This is a genomic window from Lysobacter sp. Soil_N_51 (genome assembly GCF_057655755.1).
The window spans coordinates 95,228-113,547 of sequence record NZ_JBDGLR010000005.1 but is presented as its reverse complement, the minus strand read 5'-3'; the positions used below and the strand labels follow the sequence as shown (position 1 = coordinate 113,547).

Here is an 18,320-nt window from a genome sequence, read left to right as displayed (position 1 = left end):
CGACCCGGCGCAATCGCAGCCGGCCGACGCGCGCGTCGCTTCGTCCGACCCCACCGTCGAACCGAACGTCGACACCTCGACGTCCCAAACCGACGCCACCGCATCGCCACCGCCCGACGCCGCGGCCAAACCTGCGCTGCCGCCGCGTCCGCGCGCGCCGATGTCGCTGCTGGTGCTGGCCATGCTCGCGATCGGCTACACCTTGTGGGCCGCGCAGGAACTGCTGCTGCCGGTGCTGCTGGCGGCGTTCTTCGCCCTGGTCGGCAATCCGATCCTGCGCCTGCTCGGCAAATTCCATATGCCGCGTTTTCTCGGCGCGTTGATCGTGCTGGCCGGTGGCCTTGCGATCGCCGGCGCGCTGACCGTGCAACTGGCCGAACCGGCCGGCGAATGGGTGCGCCAGGTGCCGCGCGAGATGAAGCAGATCGGCCCGAAGCTGCGGCAGATGACCAAGCCGCTGCAGGACGCCAACCGCGCCGCGCAGAACTTCGCCCGCGCCGCCGGCGGCGAAAGCACCAGCAAGCCGGTGCAGGTGGTCAAGACCGAACTCAACGATCCCTATCGCTCGCTGACCGCCACGCCCAAGTACATCGCCCAGACGCTGGCGGTGGTGCTGCTGACGTTCTTCTTCATGGTCTACGGCGAATCCTTGCAGCGCAACGCGATCGCCCTGTTGCCGAGCCAGCGCAAAAAAGTCGTGACCATCGACATCCTGCATTCGATCGAGCGCGAGATCTCGCGCTACGTATTGACCATCAGCCTGATCAACACCGGTTTCGGCCTGGCCTTGGCGGGCGCGCTGTATGCGCTCGGCGTGCCGGTGCAGGAGGCGCTGCTGTGGGGCACGATGGCGGCGATCCTGAATTTCGCGCCGTTCGTGGGCCCGCTGATCGGCATGGCGGTGATGCTGCTGATGGGCCTGGTCGCGTTCGACGAACTGTGGCCGTCGCTGCTGCCGGTCGGGCTGTACCTGCTGCTGCACACGATCGAATCGCAGGCGGTGACGCCGATCGTGCTGGGCCGGCGCATGCGCTTGTCGCCGCTGGTGCTGATCCTGGCGCTGATGTTCTTCGGCTGGCTGTGGGGCATCATCGGCCTGCTGCTGGCAGTGCCGATGCTGGTGTGCGTGAAGCTGGTGCTGGCGCGGATCGAAGGTCTTGAGGGGTGGTCGAAGTTGCTGGAATGAAGGCGCGCCGCGCGCCTTTCGAGGTCTGCGCGGGAGCGGCTTCAACCCGGATGACGTTTGCTCGGGTCGCCTCGTAATCGCGCGTTCGCTGCTCGCCGCGAACGCGGGCCCGATCGACCCAGGCTAGGCGGCGATCGGAAACAGGCGTTCCCAGCGCTACCCGCTCCGAATGCCCTGCCCCGAACGGATATCGGCAGGCCGGGTAATCGACGCGGTCCGCGCATCCACGCCGCGCCACGCCCCTTCCACAACCCGGCACAACTCGGTGCCGGCTCGGGCCGGTCGCCGCGCGTCACCCATTCAGCCGGGCGCCGCGCGCTAAAATGCGCGCATGAGCTTACCCATCCGCGCCATCACCCTCGATCTCGACGACACCATCTGGCCCATCGCTCCGGTCATGATCCGGGCCGAGAACGTGCTCGTCGACTGGCTGCGCGAGCATGCGCCGCGCACCGCCGAACGCTATCCGGCGCAGGCCATGCGCGAGCTGCGCGACCGCATCGCCGTGCAGCGGCCGGACCTGGCCCACGATTTCACCGAACAGCGCCGGCTGACCCTGGAGCACATGCTGCGCGACTCCGGCGACGACACCGCGCTGGCCGCGGCCGCGTTCGACGTGTTCTTCGCCGCGCGCTGCGAGGTCGAGCATTACGCCGACAGCGAGCACGCGCTCGCGCGCCTGGCCGCGCGGCTGCCGCTGGCGGCGTTGACCAACGGCAACGCCGACCTGCACCGGATCGGGCTGATGCCGCTGTTCCGCTTCCAGCTCGGCGCGCGCGAACACGGCCGCGCCAAGCCCGATCCCAGCATCTTCCACGCCGCCTGCGCGCGCCTGGACGTGGAACCGGCGCAGGTGCTGCACGTCGGCGACGACATCGAGATGGACGTGATCGGCGGCGCCCAGGCCGGCCTGCGCACCTGCTGGATCAATCGGGAACATAGAAGCTGGCCGCAGGAACACGCGCGTCCGGACCTGGAATTCACCACCCTTGCCGAACTGGCCGACTGGCTGGACGCGGCGCACCGCACGGACACCGCCACCGCATGACTCTGCCCCTGGGTTTCACCTCCGATGCCGGCGACGCGCTGCCGCTGGCCCTGGTTCGCCGCGCCTCGTTCGACAGCTGGCGCGCGACGCTGAGCGAGTCGGCCGCGGCCTGGGTCGACGCGCAGGGCTTCGACGCCTCGCCGGGTACCGTGCTGACCTTGCCCGACACTAACGGCCGCATCGCCTCGGCGGCGCTCGGCATCGGCGACCCGCGCGATCCGTTCTCCTACGGCCACGCCCCGTTCGCGCTGCCGCAGCGCGACTGGCAGGTAAGCGGCGAAGACGACGAGGCCAGCGTGAGCGCGCTGCGCATCGGCTGGGGCCTGGGCAGCTACCGCTTCAGCCGCTACAAGGCGCCGATGCGCGCGCCGGCGCGACTGGTGGTCGACGCCGCGCTCGCGGGCGATGAGAGCTTCGACCTGATCGCCGCCTGCGTGCGCGTGCGCGATCTGATCAACACCCCGACCGAGCACATGGGCCCGGCCGAACTCGAAGCGGTCGCGCGCGAGATCGCGCAGCGTTTCGATGCCGAGATCGAGGTGATCACCGGCGATGCGCTGATCGAGCAGAACTTTCCCGCAATCCACGCGGTCGGCCGCGCCTCGCACCGCGCGCCGCGGCTGATCGCGCTGCGCTGGGGCGACCCGGCGCATCCGCACATCGCGCTGGTGGGCAAGGGCGTGTGCTTCGACACCGGCGGCCTCGACCTCAAGCCGGCCGACGGCATGCGCTGGATGAAGAAGGACATGGGCGGCGCCGCGCACGCGATCGCGCTGGCCGAACTGATCATGGCACGCAAGCTGCCGCTGCGGATCACCCTGCTGGTGCCGGCGGTGGAAAACTCGGTCGGCCCGGACGCGTTCCGGCCCGGCGAAGTCATCGCCACCCGCCAGGGCATCAGCGTGGAGATCGACAACACCGACGCCGAGGGCCGGGTGATCCTGTGCGACGCGCTGACCTACGCTGGCGAACAAAAGCCGGTCTGGCTGCTGGACTTCGCCACCTTGACCGGCGCGGCGCGAATCGCGCTGGGCCCGGACCTGCCGGCGCTGTTCACCAACCAGGACGCGATCGCGGTGCAGTGGCTCGAAGCCGGCCAGCGCCAGCGCGACCCGCTGTGGCGCATGCCGCTGTGGCGTCCGTACCTGCGTTACCTGACCAGCAACATCGCCGACCTCGCCAACGCCGGGCCGTCGAAGATGGCCGGCTCGGTGACCGCGGCGCTGTACCTGGAGCGCTTCGTCCCCGCCGATCTGCCGTGGGCGCATCTGGACGTGTACAGCTGGAACGACGCCGACCGCCCGGGCCGCCCGGCCGGCGGCGAAGCGCAGGGCCTGCGCGCGGCCTATGCCATGCTCAAGGCGCACGCGAGCGAGTGATCGATCGCGCGCATCGAACCCCGTCGCCCCCAGCGGCCGTGATCCGTCCGTGATCCGGCCGCCGGCCGATCCGCCGCGCTGATTGCTCACGCTTACGAATGCACCACGGCTGCCCGCGCAGCAAGGACCCGACATGAAAGCGCTGCTGATGTTTTCCGCGATGGCCTTATCGAGTAGCTCCATGGCCGGCGGCACGGTGGCCGCCGACACCGCGGCGGCGAACCCGCCGCGTTCGGTCACGGTCCAGTCGCCGCACCCGCTGCCCGACGACGGCCGCATCAGCGTGTTCCTGGCCGGCAGCATCGACATGGGCGGCTCGGTCGACTGGCAGGCGCAGGTCGCGCGCGAACTGGCCGACGAGGGCGTGGTCCTGCTCAATCCGCGCCGCGACGACTGGAACCCGGCCTGGAAGCCCAGCGCCGACGAACCCGAATTCCGCCGTCAGGTCGAATGGGAACTGACCGCGCTGCAGCGCGCGGACGTGATCGCGATGTACTTCGTGCCCGGCTCGCAAAGCCCGGTGACCTTGCTGGAACTGGGCCTGCACGCCGGCTCGGGCAAGTTGCTGCTGGCCTGTCCGGACGGGTTCTGGCGCAAGGGCAATGTCGACATCACCGCCGACCGCTACCACGTGCCGCGCTTCGAATCGCTGCCGGCCCTGGTCGCGGCGGTGCGCGAGCGGGTGGAACGGCTGCGTCGCGCGCGCGCCGGCTCGGGTCCGCGCTGAGGCGGGGGACTGATCGGCGCCGCCGCGGCGTCTGCCGGTCCGGCGATCTGCGACCGCGTTGCCGCGGCTTGCGTCGCAGGCGCGATGTCGCGGTCGCAGCTTACGCAGCGCCTACCGTCTGAAACCGGAGCTACGCCCAGGCGTGACGTCCCAAAGCCACCTGTGTGCATTCAGGCACGCTCCCCGTGTCCTGCGCCGCCCCCTGCCCCCGTTCAACCCGTTCGACTCGGTGATCGCCGACTCGGGGCTGGCATCTGCGGCCGCCTTGCCTCAAAATGTGATTTGTGGCACATAACAAGTGCTATGTAAGTCACTAACGGTGCCCGGGTCGATCGGGGCCGGGGCGGCCAGGCAGCGACAGCGCGCCCAAACCTTCGTAGTAAGGCTCGTTCAACAGGGGATTTCATGAATCGCTTGATCCGTTTCGGCCGCCAGGCCGGTCTGGCGCTGTGTGCCTGCGCGCTCGCCCTGAGCGGTGGCGCGTATGCCGCCAATGCCACCAGCCAGCAAGTCGCCAACCCGACCGGCGGCGTGCTCGCCAACGGTTCCGACGGCCTGCGCGTGACCTGGGGCAGCAACAGCCAGTTCCAGGTCCGGCTCAGCAACGCAGACCAAGTCTACAATTCCGGGGCCACGCCGACGACCAACATTCTCTACAACAGCGTGTACCTGCGCGTGGACCGCGGCACCAACAACAGCACACGCGTCTACACCAACGCCGACAACGCCGCGGGTGCTCCGTTCCTGCAATTCACGCAGCTTCCGCAGTCCGCGCTCAGCGGCGCCGGCACCGCCGCATCGCCCTACGAGGTGACCACGGTTCTGCAGCCGTCGAACGCGGCCGACAGTGCGATGCGGGTGACGATCGTCGATCGCTACATCACCCCGCAAGCATGGTTCACCCGCCGGGTCAGGCTGAGCGGCATGCCCGCCAGCGGCGCGACGATCAAGTTCTATCAGAACGTCGACACCTACCTGCAAGGCGGCGACAACGGGCCGGGCTTCATGCGCACCAGTCCGGGCAACACCACTGGCCGTCCGGACCTGGTCGGCGTGATCAAGAACGACCAGTTCGAAGCGCTGTGGTGGGAGCCGTCCTCGGGCACGCCGAACTGGGACCGCTACTTCAGCGCAACCTACAGCCAGGCGCAGTCGCTGATCTGCAACGGCACCGTGACCACCACCACCCCCTGCATCACCGCCACCGGCCCCGGCAACGCCAACCGCGGCAACCTCAACAACAACATCGACACCAACAACGCCACCGACAACGGCATGGCCGCGCAGTGGAACGTGCCGGCCGGCGCGGCGACGTTCGATGTCGAATACCGCATCACCTTCGCCATCAGCTCGGTCGACCTGACCAAGTCGTTCGCGCCGACCACTATCAACACCGGCGGCGTGTCCACCCTGACCTTCAACCTGGCCAACAAGAGCGTCAACGCCACCTCGAGCATCAACTTCGTCGACACCCTGCCGGCCAACGTGGTGGTCGCGCCGACCCCGAACATCCGCACCAACTGCGCGGCCGGCGGCGCCCTCGGCACGACGTTCCCGCCCGGCATGACCGTCACCGCGGTCGCCGGCAGCGGTTCGATCGCGGTCAACGGCGGCCGGGTCAACGGCGCCGGCGCGGTCGGCAGCCAGCTCGCCTGCCAGGTCACGGTCGACGTCACCTCCAACACGGTCGGCGTGTACCACAACACCAACGCCAGCATCAGCGGCACCAACAACCTGGTGAACCTGGTCGCCGACGAAGTGCTGACCGTGGTCCAGCCGCAGTTGACCGCGAGCAAGACGGTCAGCGGCACGCTCGCCGCGGGCCAGGCCGGCGCGGCCGCCGACGGCTACTTCGCGATCGGCCTGCAGAACACCGGCAGCGGCCCGACCAACGGCGCGATCACCCTCGTCGACACCCTGCCGGCCGGTTTCAGCCTGGTGTCGGCCAGCAGCGCGCAAGGCACGGTGGCCTGCGGCACCCTGCCGGCGACCGGCACGGTGACCTGCACCTTCACCCCGAGCGCGCCGATCGCGGTCGGCGCCAGCGCCAGCGTGCGCTTGAACGTGGCGATCGCCGCGACCGCCACCGGCACGCCGACCAACACCGTCGCGGTGGCCGGCGGCGGCGACCCCGATCCGCTGCCGACCTGCCCCGCCGCGGGCAATCCGCAGTGCGCGCAGGTGCCCGCGCCGATCGCGGTCAACATCGCCCTGAGCCTGGTCAAGGGCGAAGTCGGCAACGCCACCACATACACCCCGGGCGGCGCCACCACCTACACCCTGCGCGCCTGCAACCTCACCGGCCCGGCCGTGGCCAACGGCGCCACGGTCAACGACCCGCTGCCCAACGGCGTGACCCTGAGCGGCCCGTGGACCTGCGCCGGCACCGGCGGTGGCACCTGCGCGGCCAGCGGCGGCGCGGCCGGCGGCAACAGCGTGCAGCTGACCGGGGTGGTCCTGCCGGTCGGCGCCTGCGTCAACGTGCAGGTGCCGGTGAATTTCAGCCCGAACCCGGGCGCTTACTGACCGACCCGCCCCGCACCAGCGTCCAAGCGCTCCCCCCAAAACGACCCGTCCGGCGCAAGCCGGGCGGGTTTTTTGTCGTATCTGTGTGCCAATAGCCACTTATGCACGTAGACATAAACACCCGGAAAGAGTCTTTTATGCGGCTAGCTTTGCGGGCGGTTTCCAGCGATAGCGCTATCCATCACTAATTTGTCCGTACATCGGCACAGATTACGTAAGCGACTAAAGGGCATGAATCCGTATTGGGTGTGTCCCACGTAGAGTGAAACGGCACTGCATTCCACAGGGGCCCTCGCTGGAAGCGAGGTCTGCACTGCGTCACTCGGGGATAGGACTATGGGAATCGAAGCGGGTTTTCAGCGGTCTGGACGCCATATCGCATTGCTGGCCCTGTGCGCCGGCCTGGCCGCGTGGAGCGCCGGGGCCAATGCGGCGCAGGTCCACAACGCCACTGCCACCGGCACCATCGGCTTCAACAGCGCCTCGACCAAGCCGTATCCGTCGACGCTGACCACGACCTATACGGTCACCGGCCCGAACGTCCAGATCGTCGCCAACAACGTGCCGCTGACCACCCTGGGCGGCGCCACCGCGGCGATGTTCACCCCGAACGTGCCGACCACGACCACCGGCATCCAGATGCAGACCCTGGGCGCGGCCTGCAATTTCGCCAACAACGCCGCGGCCACGGTCGCCTGCCCGAACCTCGGCACCTTGACGATCAGCTTCAGCCGGCCGGTCACCAATCCGACCATCCACTTCGTCGGCCTGGGCAGCGTGCGCAGCATCACCGGCGACACGGTCACCATCACCGCCGCCCGCGCCACCCACGCCATCGCCAGCTCGGTGCCGGCCGGCGCGACCTTCACCCTGCTCGGCGGTGCGGTCAATCTGCAGACCCTGGGCGGCGGCAGTTCGTTCGACCTGGTCAACCCGAACTACAACGGCATCAGTTGCACCGCCGTCACCGCCCCGGCCACCCAACTCGCCGGCTGCGGCAGCCTGCGCGTCAACGGCACGGTGACCTCTGTGACCCTCAACGTCGGCATGTCCGGCACCCGTAACGTCTTCAACGCCACCCTCGGCAACGCGCTGGGCGACGACGGCTACATGGTCACCACCAGCGTCGACGAAGACTTCGGCGACGCCCCGGCCAGCTACGACGCGGGCGTGGCGGCGAGCCACATCGTCGACGGCATCCGCCTGGGCGCCAGCGTCGACGTCGACAACCCCAACGTGTTCAACAACACGCCCGCGGTCACCCCGAGCCCGAACGCGGTCGCGGCCGGCGCCGACAACAACGGCGCGGCCGGCGACGGCGCCGACGAAGACGGCCTGACCACGCCGCTGGCGACCCTGCACACCGGCCTGATCGGGCAGGCCTACGCGCTCACCCCGAGCCTGAGCGGCAGCACCGCCGCCGGCACCGTGTGCGGCTGGATCGACTTCAACCGCAACGGCGTGTTCGACGGCGGCGAAGGCGTATGCAACGCGGTGGCCAGCGGCGCCACCACGACCACGCTCAACTGGACCGTGCCGGTCGCGACCACCGCCGGCCGCAGCTACGTGCGCCTGCGCGCGACCCAGGGCAGCCAGCTCAGCACCGCCACCCCGACCGGCCGCGTCGACAGCGGCGAGGTCGAGGACTACATGATCGAGATCAAGCCGGTGGTGCGGGTGATCAAGCAGCTCAATCCGACCGGCGCCACCGGCCGCTTCGACCTGGGCATCGGCGGCACCGCCTTCGCCATCGCCGCCGGCCACAACGGCACCACCAACTTCCGCACGCTGTACCACAACAGCGCGTCGGGGGCGCCCGACCTCACCGTCGCCCAGAACATCGCCACCACGCCGATCACCACCACCGTGGTCGAGGTGCCGACCGCCGCGACCACCGCGCTGTACGTCAGCACCTACGCCTGCGTGAACGGCGCCGGCGCCACCGTCGCCACCGGCACCGGCACCAGCGTCAACATCACCCTGCCGGTGTCGCTGATCGGCGCGGCCGCGAACGGTCAGGCGCAGGCGATCACCTGCACCTTCACCAACCGCCTGGGCACCAGCGCGCTGTCGATCACCAAGGCCGACGTGCCGGCCACCTACACGCCTGGCGGCAGCAGCACCTACACGATCCAGGCCTGCAACGCCGCCGGCGCCGACCCGGCCGCGGGCGCGACCATCACCGACACCCTGCCCCCGGGCGTGACCTTGAGCGGTCCGTGGACCTGCGCCGGCACCGGCGGCGGCACCTGCTCGGCCGCCAGCGGCGGCGCGGCCGGCGGCAACACCGTGACCCTGACCGCGACGACCCTGCCGGCCGGCGGCTGCGTCAACATCACCGTGCCGGTGAACTTCAGCGCCAACCCCGCCGATTACTGATCGGCGGGCCTCAGCGCCCGCCGTCGGCCTGCGGATCCGATGAAGTCCGGGGGTAGGAGCTGCGTAAGCTGCGACCGCGACATCGCGCTTGCGACGGCGCTTGCGGTTTCGCGGTCGCAGCTTACGCAGCTCCTCCCCTCTGGCTTCGAGGCAGCGCTGCTCAATGTCGGCACGCATCCGCACACCACGAATGACACTTGTCATGCAAAACCGTCGACTCCAGGGCTGACAGAAACTGACTTTCAGCAGGTTGGCGTGTGCCCTTCGCGGCGGTCACACTAGACGTCATCTGGCGTATCGGTTGAGACCATGAGTGCATCGGCTGACCTGTTGAAGGAACTGCGCATCGACCGCAACCGCGCGCCGGAGCCTTCGGGTCGCCGCCGCCTGCTGGTGATCGGCCTGGTGCTGCTGTTCCTGGTGCCGCTGATCGTCATGGGCTGGATGCTGTTCGGCCGCAACGCCGGCGCCAAGGTCCAGACCGCCACGGTCACCGCGATCGGCGGCGGCAACGGCGCCGGCGCGTCGGTGCTCGACGCCACCGGTTATGTGGTCGCGCGGCGCATGGCCACGGTCTCGGCCAAGATCACCGGCAAGGTGCGCGAAGTCATGATCGAGGAAGGCCAGCGCGTCGAGGAAGGCCAGGTCATGGCCACGCTCGACCCGATCGACGCCAACGCCCAGCGCGAACTCACCGCCGCCCAGCTCGGCGCCGCGCAGAGCGACACCCAGCGCGTGCAGGCGCAGCTCAAGGAAGCCGAGGTCAACGCCACCCGGTTGTCGTCGCTGGTCAAACAGCAACTGGTGTCGAAGTCGCAGTACGACCAGGCCGTCGCCAGCCGCGATTCGCTGCGCGCGCAATTGCTGACCGCGCAGCGCAACGTCAAGGTCGCGCAGGACAGCCTGCGCATCTCCGACCTCGGCGTGGACAACACTATCGTGCGCGCGCCGTTCTCCGGCGTGGTCACCGCCAAGGCCGCGCAGCCGGGCGAAATCGTCTCGCCGCTGTCGGCCGGCGGCGGCTTCACCCGCACCGGCATCGGCACCATCGTCGACATGGACTCGCTCGAGATCGAAGTCGACGTCGGCGAATCCTTCATCGGCCGGGTGCAGCCGAAGATGCCGGTCGAGGCGGTGCTCAACGCCTACCCGGACTGGAAGATCCCGGCCGAAGTGATCGCGATCATCCCCACCGCCGACCGCGGCAAGGCCACGGTCAAGGTGCGCATCGCGATCAAGACCCGCGACGCGCGCATCGTCCCGGACATGGGCGTGCGGGTGAGCTTCCTGGAAGCGGCCAAGCCCGACCAGCCCAAGCAGACCAAACCCAGCGCGATGATCCCCGCCAACGCGCTGGCCCAGCGCGACGGCAAGGACGTGGCCTTCGTGGTCAACGACGACAAGGTCGCGCAGACCGAAGTCAGCCTGGGCCGCAAGCTCGGCGAGGATCGCGAAGTGACCGCCGGCCTGAGCGGCGGCGAGACCGTCGTGCTCGATCCGCCCGATTCGCTGAAAGACGGATCGCGCGTGCGTGTCGAAACCGGCGACGCCGGTTCGTCTAAGTAAGACATCGTCGAAATAAGGCGGCGTCGAAGTAACGCAACCGGGCGATGACCGCGCCCGGCGCGCGCATCGCCACATCACCACGGCCGCGATGCAAGCGGCCGTGCCGGACCATCGAACCGGCCGCCGCGCGCGGCCGCTGTACCGATCTGCGACCCGCGCGCGGCGCGTGTCGGTTTCTTTCACCGCACTCCCTACGCTTGAGGACGTCGAAGATGGACACCCTGGTTTCGATCAAAAACCTCACCAAGACTTACCAGCGCGGCCCGGAAAAGGTCGAAGTGCTGCACGGCATCAACCTGGACATCGCCAAGGGCGACTTCGTCGCGCTGATGGGCCCTTCGGGCTCGGGCAAGAGCACGCTGCTCAATCTGATCGGCGGCCTGGACAACCCCACCGGCGGCGAGATCACCATCGAAGGCGAGCGCATCGATCGCTTGAGCGCCGGCCAGTTGTCGCAGTGGCGCAGCCGCCATGTCGGCTTCGTGTTCCAGTTCTACAACCTGATGCCGGCGCTGACCGCGCAACGCAATGTCGAACTGCCGCTGCTGCTGTCGCCGTTGAACGGCGCGCAGCGCAAGCGCAACGCCGAAATCGCCCTGACCCTGGTCGGCCTCGCCGATCGCCGCAGCCACCGTCCGAACGAATTGTCCGGCGGTCAGCAACAGCGCGTGGCGATCGCGCGCGCGATCGTGTCCGACCCGACCCTGCTGATCTGCGACGAACCCACCGGCGATCTGGACCGGCACGCGGCCGAGGAAATTCTCAACCTGCTGCAGCTGCTCAACCGCGAACACGGCAAGACCATCGTCATGGTGACCCACGATCCCAAGGCCGCCGAGTACGCCACCCACACCCTGCACCTCGACAAGGGCACCCTGGTCGAGCAGCAGTCGCACGCGGCATGAGTCGGGAGCGGCCATCATGAAATATTTCCATCTGATCTGGGCCGAGCTGATGCGGCGCAAGACGCGCACGGCGCTGACCTTGCTGTCGATCATCGCCGCGTTCCTGCTGTTCGGCCTGCTCGACGGCGTGCGCGAAAGCTTCGAACAGGCCGGCAACAGCGCCAACGGCGTCAAGCGCCTGCAGACCGGCTCGCGCCTGTCCTTCATCCAACCGTTGCCGATGTCGCTCAACGAGCGCATCGCGCAGGTGCCGGGGGTCAAGCAAGTCACCTATGCGAACTGGTTCGGCGGCGCCTATCAGGACCCGCACAACCAGATTTTCAGCTTCGGCGTGGCCGACAACTATCTGGACCTGTATCCGGAAATGGCGGTGTCCGCCGCGCACCGCAAGGCGTTCGCCGCCACCCGCACCGGGGTGCTGGTCGGCGAAGGCCTGATGACGCGCTTCGGCTGGAAAGTCGGGCAGAAACTGCCGCTGCAGTCGACCATCTTCACCAGCAGCGACGGCAGCAAGAACTGGAGCTTCGACATCGTCGGCACGCTCGCGGCCAGCGACAAGAAATCCGGAGGCTGGTTCGACCAGATGATCCTGCTGCATTGGAAGTACTTCGACGATTCCACGCCCTACAACCGCGGCCAGGTCGGCTGGTACGTCACCGAGGTCAAGGACGCCAACCAGAGCGACCGCGTGGCCAAGGCCATCGACGCGATCTCGGCCAATTCCGATCACGAGACCAAGACCCAGACCGAAGCGGCGGCGACCGCGAGTTGGATGAAGCAGATGGCCGATATCGGTCTGATCGTCGGCTCGATCATGGGCGCGGTGTTCTTCACCCTGGTGCTGCTGACCGGCAACACCATGGCCCAGGCGGTGCGCGAACGCACCTCCGAACTGGCCGTGCTCAAGACGATCGGCTTTCCCGACCGCAGCGTGTTGCTGCTGGTGCTGGCCGAGTCGGTGTTGCTGCTGCTGTTGGGCGGCGTGATCGGCGTGGCCATCGCCGGCGGGCTCGGCCCGATCGTCAGCGCCGGCAGCAACGGCGCGATCAGCGTGCCGCCGATCGGCTGGCGCAGTTGGTCGGTGGCGTTGATGCTGATGGTCGGCATCGGCCTGTTGGTCGGCCTGTTGCCGGCGATCCGCGCCATGCGCCTGAACATCGTCGATGCATTGGCCGGACGCTAACGGAGAGCGCACATGAAAAAGTTTCTATCGTTCTTACGCGGCCTGCTGACCCTGCTGGCCCTGGTCGCCGGGCTGGTGCTGTGGGCGCTCGCGCCATGGCCGGTGTTGCTGGGCCTCGCCGTCGCGTTCGTCTTGTGGATGCTGCTGACCCGCGGCGGCCAACAGGCCGCGTCGGTGGCCGGCGTCGGCATCAGTACGCTGCGCCAGCGCGCTGGGTCGTCGTCGGTGGTGGTGATCGGCATCGCCGGCGTGGTCGCGGTGCTGGTGGCGATGCTGTCGATGGCCGAGGGCTACAAGCAAACGCTCGCGCGCACCGGCAGCGACGACACCGCGATGGTGCTGCGCGGCGCGTCCGCGGCCGAGGTGATGTCGACCCTCGACCTGGCCAGCATCAACGTCATCGAACAGGCGCCCGGCATCGCCCGCGCCGCCGACGGCCGGCCGCTGGCCTCGCCGGAAACGGTGGTCGCGGCGAACCTGCCGATCAAGGGCGGCAAGCCCGACGAAGACGGCAGCGTGCAGTTGCGCGGCGTCGGCGATCGCGCCTGGCAGGTGCGGCCGCAGATCAAGATCGTGCAGGGCCGCAAGTTCGAGACCGGCAAGCGCGAAGTGGTGGTCGGCATCGGCGCGCAACGTCAGTTCGCCGGCATGGAGGTCGGCAAGCAGATCCGCCTGGGCAGCGAGACGTGGGCCGTGGTCGGCATCTTCAAATCCGGCGACGCCATGGATTCGGAAGTGTGGGCCGACGCCGACATGGTCGCGTCCACCTACCGTCGCGGCGCCTCGCGCAACGCGGTCATCGCCAAGCTCAGCGACGCCAGGCAGTTCAAGGCGTTCAAGGCCTCGCTGGCCGGCGACCCGCGACTGCAGGTCGACACCACCACCACCGCGGACTATTTCGCCAAGCAATCCGAGGCGATGACCAAGGTGATCCGCATCATCGGCATCGTGGTCGGTTCGATCATGGCGATCGGCGCGGTGTTCGGCGCGCTCAACACCATGTTCGCGACCGTCGCCACCCGCGCGCGCGAGATCGCAACCCTGCGCGCGATCGGCTTCCGCGGCTTGCCCGTCGTGGTCGCGGTGATGCTGGAAACGATGCTGCTGGCCTTGCTCGGCGGCTTGATCGGCGGCGCGCTCGCGTGGCTGATCTTCAACGGCTACACCGCCTCGACCATCGCCGGCGGCGTGGGTCAGTTGACCTTCGATTTCCGCGTCACCGGCGAGTTGCTGTGGAACGGCTTGAAGTGGGCATTGGCGATCGGCTTCGTCGGTGGCTTGTTCCCGGCGCTGCGCGCGGCGACCTTGCCGGTGACTTCGGCGCTGCGGGCTTTGTGATGAGTACCGCATCGGGCACGCCCGAGAAGGCGTGCCCGATGCTTCAATTGCCTGGGCATTCGCTCTAGAGTGCGCTGAATTCACAGCAACGCGCAGAGCTCGATGAAGAACGCAATTCGCAGGCGCCTGTGGATCGGCGCAGCTTACGCATCGGGCGTGCTCGCGATGATGGTGGCGCTCGATAGCGATACGTTGGAAAGCCACAGTCCCTATCTGAAATTGGCATTGTTGTTGCTCTTCATCGGCGGCCTCGCGCTGTGTTTGCGCGCGATCCATCGCATCGATCACGATCGCGCCGACGATCCGCGCAAGGCGCTGCGCGCGGCGTTGGCACACAACGAACTACGCGGCACCTCATCGCTGTCGCTCGCAGTGGCCGTGATCACGCCGCTCATGGCGCTGTATATCTCATCCATCGCCTACAGCTACTGGCGCGCCACCAACTACCCGGTCGCGCTGTTCATGGCCGCCAGCGCCGTCGCGCTCGGCAGTGGCTGGATCTGGTTGCTGCGCAATCGCTTGCAGCCACGCGAATTGCGCATCGACGCGGCCGGCATCCACTCGCCCGACTTCGGCCTGATCGACTGGCGCGACGTCGTCGGCTTCCGGCCTTATTACATCCGTCAGTTCGGCGGCGAGATCGAAGCACTGCAGGTGTGCGTGCGCGATCCGGCCCGCTATTTCGGTCGACTGCCTGTCTGGATGCAACGGGTCAGCGGTCAAAACGCCACCACGACCCGACGTTACGCGCCACTGGTGGTCATGTTGAGCGGCTACGGCATTGCCGCCGACAGCGCTTACGTCAGCGCGCTGGCGCTGCGCCGGCGGATCGCGGCCGCGTTCGTCGAGGACTGGGAGCCGGCGATGAGCGATACGGAAATCGATGGCTATCTGGCCGCGCACGCGCCGGTCGCCGCGGCGGCGCGCGCCTTACCGGCCGCCGCGGCGGGCGCGACCTTTCCTCAGCGGCTGCAGGCGCAGCAGAATGCCGGCACGACGTTGGCCACGTCCCAGACCCGTCAACAGATCCGCAGTCGCGCGCGCAAACGGCGCTGGCACGAAGGCGCCTGGCGTCGTGGCATCCTCGGTGCGTTGGGAGTTGTAGCCTACGTGCTGGTCATGGGCTGGCTCGACGGCTTGTTCGACTGACGCTCAAGCCGCCTGCGCAGCCGCCGCCATCCGCCGCGACCGCAGCAAGCCCTCGCTGGCGAACACCGCCAGGCCGATCCAGATGATCACGAAACCAATCGCGCGTTCGGCATTGAACGGTTCGCGCAGGATCAGCACGCCGATCAGGAACTGCAAGGTCGGCGCGACGTACTGCAACAACCCGATCGCGGTCAGCGACACCCGCCGCACCGCATAGGCGAAGCCGATCAGCGGCAACGCGGTGAGCGCGCCGGCGATCACCAGCAACACATCGGTGCCCAAGCCCCAGCTGCCGATGAAACCGCCCTGGCCGTGGGTCTCGCCCCACAGCATCAGCGCCAGCGCCGGTGCGAACAAATAAACGTTTTCCACGCCCAGGCCGGTCACCGCTTCGACCGCGACCAGTTTGCGCACCAGGCCGTACACCGCGAACGACACCGCCAGGCCGAGCGCGATCAGCGGCGGTCGGCCGTACTGGAAGGTCAACCACAGCACGCCGGCGAAGGCCAGCGCGATCGCCACCCACTGCACCGCGCGCAAGCGCTCGCCGAGGAACAGCACGCCGAACATCACGCTGACCAGCGGCCCGATGAAATACCCCAGACTGGTCTCGATCACATGGCCGGCGTTGACCGCCCAGATGTACAGGCCCCAGTTGAACGCGATCAGCACGCCGCTGAGCGCGAGCATCGCCGCCTTGCGCGGTTCGCGCAGGATGTCGCGCAACCAGTGGCGGCCGAATTTCCAGCACAGCCACGCGGTGACCAGCAAGGTGCTCCAGACGATGCGGTGGGCGACGATCTGCAGCGACGGCACTTCGTTGAGCAGATGCCAGTACAGCGGCATCAGCCCCCACAGCACGAAGGACGCGACCGCGATCCACAGCCCGCGGCGGTCGGTCGGGGCGCTCATGCGCGTTTCTCCAGATCGGTTGCCGCGTCGGTCAAGGCGGCTTTACTTAGCGCGGGTTCGCGCGGTTCGGCCACGGCCACCGGGCCGATCGCCGGCGCCGCGGCCGGCACGGCCTTGCCCGCGCGCGCCTTGGCCAAGGTGATGATGCCCACGCCGACCAGGATCACCGCCATCGCGCCCAGGTCGTGCGAGGTGAACCGCTCGCCGGCGAGCAATGCGCCGAACAGCACCGCGATCGGCGGATTGACGTAGGCATAGCTGGTCGCCAACGCCGGGCGCACGTGATGCAGCAGCCAGATGTAGGCGGTGAAGCCGAAGATCGAACCGGCCACGACCAGGTACAGCAACGCCGCCGTGGCGCCGAAGGTCGGCATCGTGGTGATGCGTTCGCCGGTGACCGCGGCCGCGCCGAGCATCCACACGCTGCCGGTCAGCATCTGCGCGCTGGCGGCCATGAACGGCGACGGCAGGTCCTGATCGCGGCTCCAGATCGAGCCCCAGGCCCAGGCGATCGGCGCAACGATCAGGCACACCAGGCCGAGCGTGGACGCCGACAGCTTGCCGCCGGCGTTGAGCCAGATGACCCCGAGGAAACCGATCGCCAGACCGATCCATTCCACCTTCGACGGATGCCGTCCGCGCAGCATCGCGAACACGCCCGCGAACAGCGGCATCGAGGCGACCGCGATCGCGGCGAGTCCCGAATCGACCTGGGTCTCGGCCAGGTTCACCAGACCGTTGGACAGCAGCACCATCCAGATCGACAACACCCACAAGGTTCGCCATTGCTTGCGCGTCGGCGCCGGCACGCCGCGCCAGCGCAGCACCGCGTACATGATCGCGCCGGCCAGGAACATGCGCGCCGCGCCGAGCAGGAACGGCGGATAGCTGTGCAGCGCGAAGCGGATGCCGAGATAAGTCGAGCCCCACAGCACATACACCGAGGCCAGGGCGAGCGCGACGGCAAGCGCGCTGGGCGCGCGGGATTCGGAAGACGAGGGAGCGGCGCTCATGACGCGGGTACTCGGGGGGAGAGAACGTGGGGGGAGGCAGAGAACGCGGAGAAAGACTTGGGGAAAGAAAACGAACAGCTTGGCGCGAACGCGGGAAAAACAGCAGCGAGAAAAACTTGAGTCAGCCTTTAACGATTCGCGGGGTCGGGCGATCGCCACGCCGCCCGCGAAGTCGTTCGCCGCGATCCATGCGAGCTCTTGCGCAAGCAAACCGCGCGGCCGGACGATGCGAATCCGGCGGCGGATGGAATGGATCGTTCGCTAGGCCTGGACCCGCGCCGCCGCGGCACGGGCCGCGACGAGCCGAACAACCCAAGCGATCAATCAATCGACAGAACCCGACCCGCCCGCGTTACCCATGCCACGATCCCCTTCCCCACTCCCGGGCGCACGCGGCGACGCGGCGCCGCCCGCGTCAGGCATGCGGCCCGTAGCGCGACACCGACGTGCGACGGCTGCCGACATCGCGACGGCGCGGATCGTCGAACACATCGATCACCACGAACCCGGCCTTACGCATCATCCCGGCCGAGCCCTCGTTCTCCTCGTGGCGCTCGACATAGATCTCGATCAATCCCATCTGCAGCAGCCGCCCCACCGCCGCCTTGAGCAGCCGGGTGCCCAGCCCCTGGCCGCGATGCGCGCGATGCACCACGACCTCGCCGACATGGCCCTGCCATTCGATCTCGCGACCGTCGGGTTGATAGCGATGGAACGCGTCGCTCGGCTCGAATGTGACGACCGCCACAATTTCGCCTTCGTGCAGCGCGACGATGGCCTGCGTGCGGCCGAGCCGGATCGCCGACAAGTGCGCGGCCAGCTCGACCTCGGGCAGGAAATTCCAGGGATTTGGGCCGTGTTCGCGGATCAGCGCGAGAATCTCGCCGATCTGTTCGGGCACGGCGGCTTGCGTCACGTACCGGGACATCCCGGGGCCGTCCGTAGGTAAGAGGTTGGGGGAGCGAACCCACACATAAAAATTCTTCGCGCGGTGGGATCGAGAATAGCG

General features: G+C 68.3%; 13 protein-coding genes and 1 pseudogene. 11 read left to right on the top strand and 3 right to left on the bottom strand.

All coding sequences use genetic code 11. The features are described 5' to 3' along the window. Window positions 1-136: 136 nt before the first annotated feature. The 11 genes from AC3A4T_RS10170 to AC3A4T_RS10120 all read left to right on the top strand — a co-directional run bounded on the left by AC3A4T_RS10170 (window position 137) and on the right by AC3A4T_RS10120 (window position 15,386). Window positions 137-1,186, top strand: a complete 1,050-nt coding sequence (locus tag AC3A4T_RS10170) for an AI-2E family transporter (RefSeq protein WP_487675590.1) — start codon at window positions 137-139, stop codon at window positions 1,184-1,186. Window positions 1,187-1,517: 331 nt separating this feature from the next. Next, the gene (locus AC3A4T_RS10165; protein WP_056106365.1) at window positions 1,518-2,234 is read left to right on the top strand and encodes an HAD family hydrolase; all 717 of its coding nucleotides are present in this window, start codon (window positions 1,518-1,520) and stop codon (window positions 2,232-2,234) included. Further along, window positions 2,231-3,613, top strand: a complete 1,383-nt coding sequence (locus AC3A4T_RS10160) for a leucyl aminopeptidase family protein (protein WP_487675284.1) — start codon at window positions 2,231-2,233, stop codon at window positions 3,611-3,613. Before AC3A4T_RS10165 ends, AC3A4T_RS10160 begins: the two co-directional genes overlap by 4 nt. A gap of 133 nt (window positions 3,614-3,746) precedes the next feature. Further along, window positions 3,747-4,340: a nucleoside 2-deoxyribosyltransferase domain-containing protein gene (locus tag AC3A4T_RS10155; RefSeq protein ID WP_487675283.1), complete on the top strand. Its 594-nt coding sequence runs from the start codon at window positions 3,747-3,749 to the stop codon at window positions 4,338-4,340. A gap of 405 nt (window positions 4,341-4,745) precedes the next feature. After that, complete coding sequence (locus AC3A4T_RS10150; RefSeq protein ID WP_487675282.1) at window positions 4,746-6,866, top strand: DUF7933 domain-containing protein; 2,121 nt, start codon at window positions 4,746-4,748, stop codon at window positions 6,864-6,866. A 336-nt stretch (window positions 6,867-7,202) separates the two neighbouring features. Then, window positions 7,203-9,245, top strand: coding sequence for a GEVED domain-containing protein (locus AC3A4T_RS10145; protein WP_487675281.1), 2,043 nt, complete (start codon window positions 7,203-7,205; stop codon window positions 9,243-9,245). 309 nt (window positions 9,246-9,554) lie between these two features. After that, window positions 9,555-10,811, top strand: a complete 1,257-nt coding sequence (locus AC3A4T_RS10140) for an efflux RND transporter periplasmic adaptor subunit (protein WP_487675280.1) — start codon at window positions 9,555-9,557, stop codon at window positions 10,809-10,811. 212 nt (window positions 10,812-11,023) lie between these two features. Further along, window positions 11,024-11,716, top strand: a complete 693-nt coding sequence (locus tag AC3A4T_RS10135; RefSeq protein ID WP_036106336.1) for an ABC transporter ATP-binding protein — start codon at window positions 11,024-11,026, stop codon at window positions 11,714-11,716. A gap of 16 nt (window positions 11,717-11,732) precedes the next feature. Continuing rightward, window positions 11,733-12,899, top strand: coding sequence for an ABC transporter permease (locus tag AC3A4T_RS10130; RefSeq protein ID WP_487675279.1), 1,167 nt, complete (start codon window positions 11,733-11,735; stop codon window positions 12,897-12,899). A 12-nt stretch (window positions 12,900-12,911) separates the two neighbouring features. Continuing rightward, window positions 12,912-14,237 (top strand): ABC transporter permease, encoded by a 1,326-nt coding sequence (locus AC3A4T_RS10125; RefSeq protein ID WP_487675278.1) that lies wholly within the window; start codon window positions 12,912-12,914, stop codon window positions 14,235-14,237. 102 nt (window positions 14,238-14,339) lie between these two features. Next, entirely contained in the window at window positions 14,340-15,386 is a 1,047-nt protein-coding gene (locus AC3A4T_RS10120) for a hypothetical protein (RefSeq protein WP_487675277.1), read from the top strand. A gap of 3 nt (window positions 15,387-15,389) precedes the next feature. On the opposite strand, the gene rarD is transcribed toward AC3A4T_RS10120, so the two are convergent. The 3 genes and pseudogenes from rarD to AC3A4T_RS10105 all read right to left on the bottom strand — a co-directional run bounded on the left by rarD (window position 15,390) and on the right by AC3A4T_RS10105 (window position 18,227). After that, the gene (gene rarD / locus AC3A4T_RS10115; protein WP_487675276.1) at window positions 15,390-16,298 is read right to left on the bottom strand and encodes an EamA family transporter RarD; all 909 of its coding nucleotides are present in this window, start codon (window positions 16,296-16,298) and stop codon (window positions 15,390-15,392) included. A 122-nt stretch (window positions 16,299-16,420) separates the two neighbouring features. After that, window positions 16,421-17,311 (bottom strand): annotated as a pseudogene (yedA, locus tag AC3A4T_RS10110) (drug/metabolite exporter YedA); the annotation flags it as partial. A gap of 415 nt (window positions 17,312-17,726) precedes the next feature. Continuing rightward, the gene (locus AC3A4T_RS10105) at window positions 17,727-18,227 is read right to left on the bottom strand and encodes an N-acetyltransferase family protein (RefSeq protein WP_487675275.1); all 501 of its coding nucleotides are present in this window, start codon (window positions 18,225-18,227) and stop codon (window positions 17,727-17,729) included. Between the last annotated feature and the right edge of the window lie 93 nt (window positions 18,228-18,320).